Origin of the sequence: Parabacteroides sp. AF18-52, assembly GCF_003479145.1 — a bacterium.
GTDB classification, from domain to species: domain Bacteria; phylum Bacteroidota; class Bacteroidia; order Bacteroidales; family Tannerellaceae; genus Parabacteroides; species Parabacteroides faecis.
The window spans coordinates 1-13,628 of sequence record NZ_QUGR01000024.1 but is presented as its reverse complement, the minus strand read 5'-3'; the positions used below and the strand labels follow the sequence as shown (position 1 = coordinate 13,628).

The window sequence follows — 13,628 nt, the reverse complement described above, 5'->3', positions numbered from 1 at the left end:
TTATTTTTTGTTTCTTTGTGACCTGAATAAAAGATAAAGCCTGTAGGAATGAGAACCTCCTTTTATATTTCTATGTTTTTAATGATAGTCTGTTTATTGCCTGTCAAGGCACAGGATGGAGCCGTACAGTCTGACAGCTTGAAACAGAAAATGCCTGTTATCGAATATAAATTCAATGCGAAGCATCTGATACTTCCGGCTTCCCTGATTACAGTCGGGGCGGTAGGAACGGCTATCGACGGGATGAATGACTTTCATTTTTTCTCCCGGAAAAGCGATGTGAAAAAGATACGGGCGGACGACTATCTGGAATGGGGGATGCTCGGATGGGTATTTGTCTGCGACCTGATGGGGAAGGAGAAACATAACTGGGTGGATCAACTGATGCTTGTGACTTTGGCGGAAGGGATGAATGCTGTTATGACACGTACTTTAAAATATACGGTAAAGGAGACACGTCCGGATGGCGGTCCGTATTCTTTTCCTTCGGGGCATACGGCTAATGCATTCCTGGGGGCACACATGGCCTATAAAGAGTTTAAGGATAGTAGCCCCGTACTGGCTTATTCAGGATATGCGATAGCTTTGTTTGTAGCCGGTTCCCGTTTGTACAATAACCGGCATTGGGTAGCAGATGTAATAGCGGGTGCCGGTTTCGGTATCCTTTCCGTCGAATTGGCCTACTGGGCTTATTTCCCCCTCCGCAATGCCATTGCCCGTAAAGTAAACAGCAAAGCAGCCAGGAATATGGTGATCGCCCCGACATTTAATGAACAGGGCGGGGGAGTCTATTTCTCCTATGCGTTTTGAGAAGGGGTTAGCCTGCTGTTGATTGCCAGCAGTTCTTCGATATGTGTCCGGTCATTGCCTAGACGCGGTATTTTATGCTGGCCACCCAGTTTGCCCTTCTGTTTAAGCCATTCGTAGAAAGCTCCTTCGTGGGCAACAACGATTTCCAAAGGTTGGAGTGATATTTCTTTATAACGCTTGGCCTCATAATCCGAATTCAGCTCCTGTAATGCTTTATCCAGCAAGGATGCGAACTCATCTACGGAAGGCGGTATCTTTTCAAATTCGATAAACCATTGATGGCGTCCTTTTGCCTTGTCGAGCATGAAAAGCGGGGCAGCTGTATATTCTTTAACGACAGCTCCTGTCAGACGGCTTACTTTGCTGATTGCCTTATCTGCATTATCGACCATCAGTTCTTCTCCGAAGGCGTTGATATAATGCTTGGTTCTTCCCGAAATAACGAATTTATGCGGGAAAAGTGAAGTGAAACGCACCGTATCACCGATCTGGTAACGCCATAATCCGCCGGAGGTTGTTATGACCATCGCATAGTTCTTTCCTGTTTCTACAGCTTCCAGCGGCAGGACGGTCGGATTGGGAGCGCCTACTTCCGACATGGGGATAAACTCGTAGAAAACGCCGTAATCCTGCATCAGCAGCAAACTCTGGTCCGAAGGATCATCCTGTATTCCGAAAAAGCCTTCCGATGCGTTATAAGTTTCCATATAATGCATCTTATCCGAAGGGATCAGTGCTTTATATTGTTCCCGGTAAGGTTCGAAACTGATCCCCCCGTGGAAAAATACTTCCATATTCGGCCAAACGTCGGTCAGGTATTCCCGTCCGGTCTTCTTCAGTACCGATTTGATCAGAACCAGCATCCAGGATGGAACGCCGGAAAGACTGTTGACATCCTCATTCCACGTGCTGTCGACGATCGCTTTTATTTTACTTTCCCATTCGTCCATCAGGATGATCCGCTTTGCCGGAACACGCATCAGGTTGACCAGCGGACTCAGGTTTTGCAATAATACGGCTGAAAGGTCTCCGCAATGGGATTTTTGATTGATTGGGGAAGGACTGTGGCTGCCGCCGAGGATTAATCCTTTTTTAGAGAAAAAGTGGCTTTCCGGATTATTACGGAGATAAAGAGCTACCGTATCGAAGCCTCCCTGGTAGTGACAACTATGAAGAACTTCCGGGGTGACGGGAAGAAATTTGCTTTTATCGTTCGTGGTACCGCTGCTTTTAGCGTACCACTTGACGACCGAAGGCCAGAGTATATTCCTCTCTCCGTTGATCATCCGGGTCACATAAGGTTTGATATCGTCATATAGCTGTAGCGGAACCCGCTGGCAGAAATCTTCGTATCGTTTGATATTTTTGTAATCATATTTCAACCCCCATTCCGTGTTGCGTGCAGTCGATAACAGCGACCGCAACTGCTTGCGCTGTAAGCGGTCTGTCTCCTGCCCGTATTTTTCTATCTCCTTTTGCCGGGGGCGGAAGAGTAGTGATATTGTATTTGTTAAAATATCCATGCTCTTTTTATTTGTATTGGTTGCAAATGTAGGCATTCTCTTTTTATTTATATCTTTGTTGCATACATAATTAACAAAACAATGAAAATAGGTATCCTTTCTTCGGGGGGTGATTGTCCCGGTATAAACGCAACGATTCGTGGTGTCGGTAAAACAGCCATAATGCATTATGGTATGGAAGTGATCGGAATTCATAGTGGTTTTGTTGGACTGCTGAACAAAGATATTCAATCGTTCGATGAACGCAGCCTGTCCGGTATCCTGAACCTGGGCGGAACGATTCTGGGAACTTCCCGCGAAAAACCGTTTCGTAAGTTACTCGCTTCCGGGGAAAGCGAAAAGCCGCAGGTCATTATACAGAATTATGAAGAATTAGGATTAGATTGCCTGGTCTGTATCGGTGGAAACGGTACGCAGAAGACTGCCGGTATGCTTTCGGCTCTCGGCCTGAATATTATCGGTGTGCCCAAGACGATTGATAATGACGTCTGGGGAACGGATATAACTTTTGGTTTCGATACGGCTGTCAATATTGCAACGGATGCAATCGACCGCCTGCATTCGACTGCCAGTTCCCATAAACGGGTGATGGTGGTGGAAGTAATGGGGCATCATGCCGGATGGATCGCCTTGTATGCCGGAATGGCGGGTGGTGCAGATGTGATCTTACTGCCGGAGCTGGGATATGATATGGATAAGGTGAACCAGACAATCCTCGATCGTGCCCATCGCGGCAAACCCTATTCGATCGTTGTCGTTGCCGAGGGAGTGGCAACACCCGAAAAGAAACGTCCTTCCGACTACATTACCCGTACAATAGAGGCAGCTACAGGCATAGAATCCCGCGATACCGTACTGGGGTATATCCAGCGTGGCGGTAATCCTTCGCCTTTCGACCGTAATTTGGCCACCCGGCTAGGCGGACATGCTACGGAACTGATCGCCAACCGCCAGTTCGGACGTATGGTTTGTATGAAAGGGGATAAGGTGGAATCGATAGCCTTGTCGGAAGTAGCAGGCAAGTTGAAACTGGTCACTCCGGAAAATGACCTGATTATTCAGGGAGAAAGAATGGGAATTTCGTTCGGTAAGTAATTACCGGACTTCTTCATTGATCGTAGCGTCGATACATTCGGGTATATGGCTATTCTTCGTTTGTTCTGCGGGTATCGGCTCCTGCTCCGTCGTCGCATCCTCCTCCGGAAGATCCTCAAACTCATGATCGGCAGTACTTTCGCCGGTCTGCTTTTTCTTCAGTTCAGAGATGAATTGTTGGAAAGCTTTGTCGGTACGCAGTTTCTTGACCGCCATTTTGGCGGCATTCTGCTGCGATTCTTTTTTGGAGTAACCGATGCCGACACCGATTTGCATATCGGCCAGGGTGACACCTGTCTGGAAGACTGGATTCCCGTCGTTGTCGGTGAATGATTCTATCAAGTCGAATGTGATCTCCAGCTTGTTCTTCTGACTCCATTCGATCAGGCTGGACTTGAAGTTAACCTCTTTGCGGGCAATATTATCCAGGTCGATGTATTTTCTGATAATCACATTCTCAACGAAATTGTAGCAGGTACTGTAGCCTTGATCCAGGTAGATTGCCCCGATCAATGCTTCCAATGCATTTCCGTACATGTGATTGTTGTGCGAACTCAGCTTGGCGGAGTAAACGACCATCTTGTCGAGACCCAGTTCGACAGCCACGCGGTTGAGTGTTTCGCGTTGAACGATTTTGGAACGGGTATTGGTCAGGAAACCTTCCCGTTTGTTTTGAAAATGTTTATACACAATGTCTGCCACAACGGCATCCAATATGGCATCACCCAAGAACTCCAGTCGTTCGTTATTCAGCCATTTCCCGTCGCTGGCTTCCACCGAGGAAGATTTATGCAGGAAAGCCTGTTCATAAACATGGATGTTATCGGGGTAAAATCCCAGTATCTTATATAAAGAAGAATAAGGCTCCTTATTCTTGTGTTTAAGAAGCCTTATCTTTTTGTATAGTTGTGTAAACACGTTACTTCACAAATTTTTTAACAATAGCACAAGCATTATGGCCGCCAAATCCGAATGTATTGGATAATGCCGCCTGTATTTCTCGTTTTTGAGCTTTATTGAATGTGAAATTCAGTTTATAATCTATTTCAGGATCATCGTCGCCATCTGCATGATTGATAGTCGGAGGAATGATTCCATCTTTAATTGCCATGATGCAGAACATAGCCTCAATAGCTCCGGCTGCACCTAATAAATGACCAGTCATAGACTTTGTTGAACTGATATTCAGCTTGTAAGCGTGATCCCCAAAAACTTCTTTGATCGCTTTTACTTCTGAAACATCTCCTACCGGAGTAGATGTTCCGTGAACATTGATATAATCGATATCTTCCGGAGCCATTTCTGCATCTTCCAGTGCATTACGCATCACTAACTTCGCTCCTAATCCCTCAGGATGAGAGGCTGTCAGATGGTATGCATCGGCAGATAATCCTGTTCCTGCGATCTCGGCATATATTTTAGCTCCACGAGCCAAAGCGTGTTCCATCTCTTCCAAAATCAAACAGGCTCCACCTTCTCCCATAACGAAACCGTCGCGACTTGCGCTGAACGGACGAGAGGCTGTTTCGGGTGAATCGTTACGAGTCGAAAGCGCATTCATCGAGTTGAACCCGCCGACACCTGAATCTGCAATAGCAGCTTCCGCACCACCTGTTACAATCACATTGGCTTTACCCAAACGGATATAGTTGCATGCATCAGCGATTGCATTGGTAGAAGAGGCACAAGCTGACACTGTAGCAAAGTTAGGACCATGAAACCCATAAAGCATGGAGATATGTCCGGCTGCGATGTCCGCAATCATCTTTGGGATGAAGAACGGGTTGAATTTCGGTCCGATCGTATCTTTTGTTTTCGCATATCCTAAAACTTCTTCTTCAAATGTCTTGATACCGCCGATACCGGAAGCAAAAATAACGCCGATACGGTCCTTATCTTCTTTATCCAGGTCCATAGCTGCATCTTCGATTGCTTGTTTTGCAGCATTTATTGCATATAAACTATAACGGTCACACTTGCGGACTTCCTTACGATCCATTACTGATAACGGATCGAAACCTTTAACTTCGCATGCAAATTGTGTCTTGAATTTGGATGCATCAAACTGCGTAATAGGACCGGCTCCACTCTTCCCATTGATAATACCCTCCCATGTTTCTGCGAGGGTATTACCAAGAGGAGTAATGGCACCAAGACCTGTTACTACAACTCTTTTTAATTCCATACCTTTAATTAAAAGGATTGATTACTTCGCGTTAGCTTCGATATAAGCAACTGCGTCGCCTACTGTTGTAATCTTTTCTGCCTGATCATCAGGAATTGAAATACCGAATTCCTTTTCGAATTCCATAATCAACTCTACAGTGTCAAGAGAGTCTGCTCCTAAATCATTAGTAAAGCTTGCTTCGTTTGTAACTTCTGTTTCTTCAACACTTAACTTATCAACGATGATAGCTTTTACTCTAGATGCAACTTCAGACATAACTTTTTCAATTTAGATTAATAAATACGAATATACTTTTTAAATTTGCAGTGCAAAGAAAAGAATTTTTTATGTTACAAAACAAATTTAATGCACTAAAAATACGGAAAACTGCACATTTTTTCTTTTCGTGTGCACTAAAACATAGGAAAATATGAAAAACGTAGCAATTTTTGCATCCGGTTCGGGTACGAATGCCGAAAATATAGCCCGGTATTTCTCTAAAAGTGAAACTGTTAAAGTAGCAGTTGTTTTGTCCAATAATAAGAATGTGGGCGTGCATGCCCGTGTCAATAAACTGGGAATTCCTTCTTTTGTGTTTTCCCGTGATGAATTTGTGGAGGGAACGCCTGTCCTGGCAAAACTGGCGGAATATCAGGTCGATCTGATCGTCCTGGCCGGTTTTATGAATAAGATATCGGATGCGTTACTGGGTGCTTATCCGGGTAAGATCATTAATATTCATCCGGCTTTGTTGCCGAAACATGGCGGAAAGGGCATGTATGGCATGCATGTGCATGAGGCCGTAGTGGCTGCCGGAGAGAAGGAATCGGGTATTACGATACATTATATCAATGAAAATTACGACGAAGGTGATGTCATTTTTCAGGCTAAATGTGAAGTGTTGCCTACCGATACGCCGGACGAGGTCGCTGCCAAGGTGCATGCGCTGGAATATGCCCATTATCCGCATGTGATCGAAGATTTGTTGAAATAACTGAAAAGTGATATAAAAAATTAAGCCCTGCCGGATTATCGTGTCGGCAGGGCTTTCTAATTATTAGTGGTTTATCAGAATGACATATTCAGTTGCATCACATAGGTCCGTGGTGCCGAAACAAGCATCGGGCGTGTGCAATATTCTTTATTGAACAGATTATTGATCATGAACTGGAACGACACGTCCTTCGTTATTTTCACACCTGCACGCAGGTCGACTACACAGTAATCCGTATTCTTTTCTTTCCAGTACGTATTGAGCGTTTCCCCACCGATATTTCCGTACAGGAGTTGTCGGATATATTCCATGGCATCCGGCTGTTCTTTTTCCCGTTCGTCCACCATCAGGTAGTCGACGGCCAGCATTTTGCTTTTCCAGGTAACGTTCATTCCAAGGTTCAGGCGTTTCCATTGCAGGTCGACAACACCTTTCACCGTATGTTTCTGACGGTATTTCAGATACTTGGAATCATTGGATTTCTCTTTTGCACGGAGAGGATCGTTGTACTGTGCTTCGATTTCGTTCTTCTCCTTGTAATCGGCATCTTCCGGTTCGATGAAAACATATCCCAGGTTATAGGATAGTTTGGTGTCGGCATTGAAGTTATAGAAACCGTTCGTACTTATCTCTGCCCCGTAGATACGTGCTTTGGATACGTTGTAGAACTGTGCTCCGATGCCCGGCATCTGTCCCTGTGCGATGATACCCAGAATTTCCTTCGTACTATTTGCATATGCATACGAATTGGGATCGAAGAAGCCGAAACGGAATTCGATCATATCCGTATATTGTGTATAGAAACCGGCTACATCGAAGAATCCCATCAGGTTACCGAATTTATATCCCTGCTTGATACCCAGTTCGGCGTTCACCCCTTTTTCTGCCCTTACTTCATTGTTCGGGAATACGCCGACACCACCGATATCCTTACGGGCATATTTTTCTGTCAGGGAAGGATAACGGTAACCTTGTCCGAAGCTGGCACGGATAAAGCTGTAGTCGGCCAACTGATAGTTCAGTCCCGCACGGAAGATCGGCTTTACCGGTACCTTAGTTCCGAATATCTTTGTATCTGCTTCGCGCAGGAAATCATCGACACGGTAATATTCCGCACGCATACCGGCTGATACGCTCAGACGATCGAAAAAGCGCTGGTCGTACTGAAAGAACATGGCGGCATTATCGCTGTCATGGTTGCCGGTTGTCACCGAGGTACTACGCATATGTTCGTAAGTGGCGCCGGCTGTGATCTGTGTGCCGTTATCCCATTTCTTATTGAACTGGTAATCCAGATAATACGTATAGTTCTTGTCGATACTGACCGGATCGGATTTCGGGTTGATCGCATTCGACAACCAGGGGACCAGATCGGACGTACTGCTCGGAATACCGCGTTTCATAACCCATGAAAGCAAGTCGCAGTAATCGGCTGTAGTAGCTGTAGGGAATATCTGTCCCAGGATATTGGTCGTTCCGTTTACCAGCCCGTTCAGGTCACCCTGCAAAGCCGGTTGGATGATCGGATAGAACATGCTGTAATCACCGTTCTGTACATTTTGCATGATCCCTGTGATGGCACCGACATCCGTCCCCATATTCCCGAGAATATCTGTAATGGATGCATCGTTATTTGATCCGTCAGCAATATTGTCCCCGCGATAATAAAAACGGGCCTTTACCTTATGTGATGTATTGTTGTTCGGATTGGTAAAATTAAAGAACGGGTCGATATAAAATGTATTAGCTTCGCGTCCCATATTGGCGATAGGAGACGGTTCATAAACATCTTTCGGAGAACGCCACAGGAAGAAATCGGCATATTTATCGCTCATATAGTTGACGTTGAATCCATAATTGAGCAAATTGCCGTCGTTCATCGGCTGGTGGTAAGTCAGGTTGCCTCCGGCACGGAAACGTTTGTTGTATCCCTGTTTTTTATATCCTTCATCCGTGAACATGTTCAATCCGGCAGAAAGGTCGAAATTGCCGACGCGGCGGGCATGTGAGAAATCGACTCCTTCATATATCGGATTGCGGATACCTGAAAATACGTTCTTACGCAGAAATGGTTCCACTTCGTATTTGCCTTCTTTCCAGAATGATTTGTCACTCCACCGATATTCTTCGTTTTCCGGATCTCCGTAGATACCTAAATAAGTGCGTAAAGTCGTGACAGGTGTAAGACCCGGGCGTTTTGTACGGATATTGATCACTCCGTTCAGGGCGGATGATCCGTAAAGTACCGACGAAGCTCCCTTCATCACTTCCACCTGTTCGATATTTTCCAGCGGAACAATGTTCCAGTTGATGATACCGGTCCCAGAAGTAAGTGCACTCATTCCGTCGATCAGTACCATACTGCGTGAACCGACACCGTATGTCCAGCCGTTCCCTCCGCGGATAGAAGGTTGTTTGTCATTGATATCCACACCGGGCATCGTGTTCAGTGTCGCACTCAGGTCGGTAGGAGCCTGTTTGGTAATATCCTCGGCTTTCAGCAGATCCATGGAGACCGTTACGTTACTCAGCTTCTGCTCGAAACGTCCGGCACTGACCACGACGTCGCCCAGCAAGTTGGCTTTAATACGCATGAATATATTCTGCGTCTTTGTTTCATTGCGGTTGATCACGACCGGAACCTGCTCATTTTCGTAACCGATATAACTGAACAGCAGGTCGACACCGCCTTCCGGCAAGTTGATCTGGTATGAACCGTCTGCTTCCGAGATCGTTCCGTTTGTTTCTCCGCTGATTCTTTTGAAAGTAATGTTGACACCCGCCAGCGGTTCGTTGGTCTCTTTGTCATACACGAATCCTTTCATGATCTGCCCGAAAGAGGGGATGCTCAAAAGGGCCAGTAAAAATAATATAGTATATTTTTTCATGTCTGTACTCTTTGTTTATTATTGTATATCCTTTTGTTTGCTCAACATCATGCCCATTTCCAGTGTTTTCGTCTGTTGCAGGCTGTTCGCCAGTATGTCGAGCAAAGGTCCTATCATCGATCCCAGTGAACCGCCGAGCATATCTTCCGGCAGCAGATCTTTTACCAGTGGTAATAAAGGGAGGAAGGCTTCTATCTCTTCTTTATCGATGAACAGGAATATGTCGCCTTTGTAAGCAATCAGGTTGCCCATATTATTGGATGGAGTTTCTGAGTTTTTACGGATATTCATCCGGATACCTGTCGTACTCCATTTGTTAAGTTGCTGGTAGACGGCAGCGATAACGGCAGCATCCAGGCCTCCGTCGGCTTTGGTCTTGTTTTGCTCGATCTGGTAGAGGATCATATCGATATTGGGGACGATATAAAGCTCCGAATCGTCTTTTACATAATAAGATGCCAGATTTATCGGAGAGGAGATCCATTCGCTGTCCTGTCTGTTTGGGGGAAGTTGGATGAGGTCGCCGATCGCTTTGCCTTCCGGCATGGTGGCATAACGGGCCGTGATATTACCGTCCGGATTGAAAGTGACTTCATTGATAAACCAACAGATCAGATTCCCGGCGATAGGTTCCAGCATGGGAGCAAACTGTGCTAAGAGGGCATTATCGGTCACCAGATGAAATGCACAGCGCATCAAGGTATATTCTCCCAGCACCGGATCTGTTTCGGTGGAAGTTCTGCCCAGCACCGGATACCAGTTGCCGTTTGAAGTCAGTTGGTTGGTGGCGACTTTCACATCGGTCAGAGCCAAAGTCATTTTACTTTTTTCGACAGAACCGGTATAGGAAAAAGAGGTCCCGTTTGTTCCTGTCCCGTTTCCGGAAAAAGAATAACCGTTGCTTCCGGCCGAAATGGCCACGTTTTCAAGCAGAGTCGTGGTTTCTCCGGGGAGAATACCATGTAAAGTGATGTTAGCCGTGTTGTCATTGGTCATTTTAAAGGAGACGTCCTTACCGATGAACTCACGTCCACTGTAAGTCAGGGTCAATGTGTTGCCGCCTTCAGGTGCGCTCAACTTGTTGGAATAGATTCCATTCATTCCGGAACCATCGGAATCATCATTGTCATCGCAGGCAAACAACAAGGTGGCCACACAGATGGCATAAAGAAAATTGCGCAATAAATACTTGTTCATTTACTTTTCTTTTTATTGTTTATTTGATGTTACAAAGTACTGATATAACTTTGTACCAAACAATAGCTATATTTCAGAATCAATATTCCATTATTAAGAATTGACTTTTATAGGGTATAATAACTGTCTGTATATGAATATGTGCCAAAGGAAGATTATTAATAATAGAATATCGAATGTGAAAAATAGACATTGACGGATATGTTTATATATGCGTTCTTTGTTCTCATTATGTTAATGAGTCTATTATTAGGATTTTTAGCCTTTCTGGTCCGGATGCTTTTTAAGCGGAAGGCTGCAGGTAAAAAGGTGAGTGAGGCCTGTGAAGTAAAAGAACAGTGCCCGGAAAAAACTGCATGTAAAAATATAGAGTAAATGAGAATACTGCTTGTAACAAGAGGATCACAAGGTGACGTGTTGCCCTATCTGGCGGTGGCACGCGAGTTGGTTGGACGAGGTCATGAGGTAACAATGAATGTTCCCCAGGTTTTTGAGGAAATGGTCAGAAAATATCCTGTAAAAGTCGTTTTGCAGGATTTCGACAATATCGGCGGAATGATGGCCGATGCTGCCGAGAATAAACAGAGTTTTAAGAGGATCGTGGAATGGACGCGCGATGCGATCGACAAACAGTTTGTGCAGGTGATCCCGCTTCTTGAACAGAACGATGTCCTGGTAGCAGCCAATACGGAGTTTGCCGCGACCGGCATTGCAGAATATTGTAAAAAGCCTTTTGTCCGTACGGCTTTTGCTCCTTTCCTGCCCGGCACGAAGATGCCGCCTCCTGCTTTTCCGTACCCGAAGCCTAATCCGGTCATTACGCCGAAACTGCTTTGGCTGATGATGAACAAGGTATCCAACTATATGGTGAAAGATACGATCAATAAGAACCGGGCGAAGTATGGTCTGGCTCCGATCGCTAATTTCGGCCTGGATGCGGCAAAAAATAGTGATAATTTCCTGTTGTACAGCCGTTATCTGGGACATACCGATCCGGTGTGGGACGAACGTTTTCGCTGGAATATCGGTGGATATTGTTTCAATGATACGTTTGAATATGATGAAGAGGCATATCAGGAACTGATGGCGTTTATCCAAAGAGACCGGACACCGGTCATCTTCTTTACGCTGGGCAGTTGTACTTCGAACGACCGGGAGCGTTTCTGCGGCATGCTGGCACGTATCAGTGACCGGAAAAAATACCGGCTGGTTGTCGGTTCAGGTTGGGCGAAGACAGGGGAAACTTTACAGGGAAGCGAACAATTATTCCTGATGAAGAAACCGATTCCCCATCATCTGATTTTTCCGCATTGCGATGCCGTTATCCACCACGGGGGAAGCGGTACGACACATAGCGTAGCGCGTGCGGGTGTTCCCCAGCTGATTACTCCTTTATTGCTCGACCAGCCTTATTGGGCGTATCGGGTCCAGGTGCTGGGATTAGGTCCGGAACGGGTGAAGATCGCTAAAGTTTCCGAGAATGAACTGGAACGTAAAATAGCGGACCTGGTCGGTAATCCGGATTATAAAAAGAATGCCGCCACGGTAAGCGGGCAGATCAAAAGCGAGAACGGCATCGGAAACTTGTGTGACTATATCGAACGGTTATTACCGTAATTTATTCCTGTTGAAATGTGGTCCTGCTTTGATAATGAAAAAGAAGGTAGACAATACCGTCAGGCAGGCCCCGAACAGATAGGCATAATTAAAACCACCGAATTCCTGTGCAATGCTTCCGCCTATCATCAATCCGATACCGATACCTACGTCCCAGCTGGTCAGATAGGTGGAGGTCGCTGTCCCGCGCTGACTGTTGGGGGCCAGATTCACGAACAGGGTATTGAATGCCGGGAACATCGTACCGAAGGCTACTCCTTGTGATAATGCTATACCTATATATAAATAGGAAGTAAATACCGGATTCCATTTCATCAATGTCCCCAGGGAAGCCAGGGCGAAGAAACTGGCACAAGCCAGATACATCCCCAATGTAATGACCAGCGTGATACGTCCTTTATCTACCTGCCGTCCGGAGAACAGCCGCGATATGGCCAGGCCTATCGCCATAAAGGTAAAGTAAAGCCCTGAATTGACAGAAATCCCTATTTCATCCGCATACATGGCGACATAAGTAGTCGTCATCCCGTAGGGAATAGATAACATTAACAAAGAGATGCCTGCCCAGCCCCCTTTTACCAGAAAGAAGCGGTCGAGCGAGATCGGTTCTTTCTTTACCGGTTGCTTGTAAGGAGTCTTCACCAGATAAGCCATGATAAACCCCAGGAAACAGGAAGCCAGTGAACAGCCGAAGATCACTTCATAGCTGAAACTGGCATGCATGAACAACCCGATCATCGGTCCGAAACTCATGGCCAGGTTATTCGCCATCCCATAATAACCGATCCCTTCGCCGCGTCGGGAAGATGGAAGGATATCGATCACGATCGTATTACCCGAAACTGTTACCATCCCGAAAGCGAACCCATGCAGGATGCGCAGCACGATGAATATACTCAACAGGCTTGCAACCATATATCCGGCAAAAATGACCATGAATACGGCATAAGCTACCAAATACAACGGGCGGCGCGCAAACGTATCCAACAGATATCCTGAGAACGGACGGATACAAAGACAGGCTATCGTGTAGCAGGACAGGATGAACCCGATCATCGACTTGTCCGTCATAAACCGTTCCTGCAAGTAGAATGGCAGGATCGGCAGTATCAGGTAGAAGGCAAAAAATAGCAGGAAATTTGCCATCAGTATATAACAAAAGCCGGGTGATAATAATTTGTCTTTCGCCATTGCTGTGAGTCGTTGGATTTATTATTGTTTTTTATATAAATAAGATGCTGATCTCCAGTACCTTTTATCATTATGTTTTGTATATTGATGTGTCCTGTCCTGAAATAAGTTGACAGTCTTGAAAAAAAATAAGTTTCAAAAAGGAC

Annotated in this window: 11 protein-coding genes; 4 read left to right on the top strand and 7 right to left on the bottom strand. The window is 45.6% G+C overall.

Going from position 1 to position 13,628, the window contains the following annotated elements; translation table 11 throughout:
• The first annotated feature begins 81 nt into the window (after positions 1-81).
• A complete protein-coding gene (locus DWX23_RS22900; RefSeq protein WP_233587753.1) occupies positions 82-810 on the top strand; it encodes a phosphatase PAP2 family protein in 729 nt (242 codons plus the stop codon).
• Here DWX23_RS22900 and DWX23_RS22895 read toward each other — a convergent pair.
• The gene (locus DWX23_RS22895) at positions 798-2,333 is read right to left on the bottom strand and encodes a GH3 auxin-responsive promoter family protein (protein WP_122376240.1); all 1,536 of its coding nucleotides are present in this window, start codon (positions 2,331-2,333) and stop codon (positions 798-800) included. The genes DWX23_RS22900 and DWX23_RS22895 overlap by 13 nt on opposite strands.
• A gap of 81 nt (positions 2,334-2,414) precedes the next feature.
• Here DWX23_RS22895 and DWX23_RS22890 point away from each other — a divergent pair, with 81 nt between their 5' ends.
• A complete protein-coding gene (locus DWX23_RS22890) occupies positions 2,415-3,428 on the top strand; it encodes an ATP-dependent 6-phosphofructokinase (RefSeq protein ID WP_122353483.1) in 1,014 nt (337 codons plus the stop codon).
• Here DWX23_RS22890 and rnc read toward each other — a convergent pair whose 3' ends face one another.
• Genes rnc through DWX23_RS22875 form a run of 3 tightly spaced genes read right to left on the bottom strand, consistent with a single transcriptional unit; the run spans position 3,429 to position 5,871 of the window.
• The gene (gene rnc, locus DWX23_RS22885) at positions 3,429-4,346 is read right to left on the bottom strand and encodes a ribonuclease III (RefSeq protein WP_122376201.1); all 918 of its coding nucleotides are present in this window, start codon (positions 4,344-4,346) and stop codon (positions 3,429-3,431) included.
• 1 nt (position 4,347) lies between these two features.
• Positions 4,348-5,613, bottom strand: coding sequence for a beta-ketoacyl-ACP synthase II (fabF, locus tag DWX23_RS22880; protein ID WP_122376200.1), 1,266 nt, complete (start codon positions 5,611-5,613; stop codon positions 4,348-4,350).
• A 21-nt stretch (positions 5,614-5,634) separates the two neighbouring features.
• Positions 5,635-5,871 (bottom strand): acyl carrier protein, encoded by a 237-nt coding sequence (locus DWX23_RS22875; RefSeq protein WP_009860668.1) that lies wholly within the window; start codon positions 5,869-5,871, stop codon positions 5,635-5,637.
• Positions 5,872-6,025: 154 nt separating this feature from the next.
• On the opposite strand from DWX23_RS22875, the gene purN reads away from it, so the two are divergent.
• Positions 6,026-6,589 (top strand): phosphoribosylglycinamide formyltransferase, encoded by a 564-nt coding sequence (purN, locus tag DWX23_RS22870; protein WP_122376199.1) that lies wholly within the window; start codon positions 6,026-6,028, stop codon positions 6,587-6,589.
• A 74-nt stretch (positions 6,590-6,663) separates the two neighbouring features.
• Here the strand turns inward: purN and DWX23_RS22865 are convergent, their stop codons facing one another.
• Together DWX23_RS22865 and DWX23_RS22860 are read right to left on the bottom strand one after the other, a co-directional pair.
• Positions 6,664-9,477, bottom strand: coding sequence for a TonB-dependent receptor (locus DWX23_RS22865; RefSeq protein WP_122376198.1), 2,814 nt, complete (start codon positions 9,475-9,477; stop codon positions 6,664-6,666).
• Between the two features lie 18 nt (positions 9,478-9,495).
• The gene (locus DWX23_RS22860; RefSeq protein WP_122376197.1) at positions 9,496-10,674 is read right to left on the bottom strand and encodes a DUF4925 domain-containing protein; all 1,179 of its coding nucleotides are present in this window, start codon (positions 10,672-10,674) and stop codon (positions 9,496-9,498) included.
• A gap of 375 nt (positions 10,675-11,049) precedes the next feature.
• Between DWX23_RS22860 and DWX23_RS22855 the strand changes: the two genes are divergently transcribed.
• Positions 11,050-12,291, top strand: a complete 1,242-nt coding sequence (locus DWX23_RS22855; protein WP_122353477.1) for a glycosyltransferase — start codon at positions 11,050-11,052, stop codon at positions 12,289-12,291.
• On the opposite strand, the gene DWX23_RS22850 is transcribed toward DWX23_RS22855, so the two are convergent.
• Positions 12,283-13,482, bottom strand: coding sequence for an MFS transporter (locus DWX23_RS22850; RefSeq protein ID WP_122353476.1), 1,200 nt, complete (start codon positions 13,480-13,482; stop codon positions 12,283-12,285). The two genes, DWX23_RS22855 and DWX23_RS22850, sit on opposite strands and share 9 nt — an antisense overlap.
• Between the last annotated feature and the right edge of the window lie 146 nt (positions 13,483-13,628).

Bases quoted from the DNA above. Each gene is read 5' to 3' on its own strand.
- DWX23_RS22900 (WP_233587753.1), top strand. From the start codon at position 82: ATGATAGTCTGTTTATTGCCTGTCAAGGCACAGGATGGAGCCGTACAG.
- DWX23_RS22895 (WP_122376240.1), bottom strand. From the start codon at position 2,333: ATGGATATTTTAACAAATACAATATCACTACTCTTCCGCCCCCGGCAA.
- DWX23_RS22890 (WP_122353483.1), top strand. From the start codon at position 2,415: ATGAAAATAGGTATCCTTTCTTCGGGGGGTGATTGTCCCGGTATAAAC.
- fabF (WP_122376200.1), bottom strand. From the start codon at position 5,613: ATGGAATTAAAAAGAGTTGTAGTAACAGGTCTTGGTGCCATTACTCCT.
- DWX23_RS22875 (WP_009860668.1), bottom strand. From the start codon at position 5,871: ATGTCTGAAGTTGCATCTAGAGTAAAAGCTATCATCGTTGATAAGTTA.
- purN (WP_122376199.1), top strand. From the start codon at position 6,026: ATGAAAAACGTAGCAATTTTTGCATCCGGTTCGGGTACGAATGCCGAA.
- DWX23_RS22865 (WP_122376198.1), bottom strand. From the start codon at position 9,477: ATGAAAAAATATACTATATTATTTTTACTGGCCCTTTTGAGCATCCCC.
- DWX23_RS22860 (WP_122376197.1), bottom strand. From the start codon at position 10,674: ATGAACAAGTATTTATTGCGCAATTTTCTTTATGCCATCTGTGTGGCC.
- DWX23_RS22855 (WP_122353477.1), top strand. From the start codon at position 11,050: ATGAGAATACTGCTTGTAACAAGAGGATCACAAGGTGACGTGTTGCCC.
- DWX23_RS22850 (WP_122353476.1), bottom strand. From the start codon at position 13,482: ATGGCGAAAGACAAATTATTATCACCCGGCTTTTGTTATATACTGATG.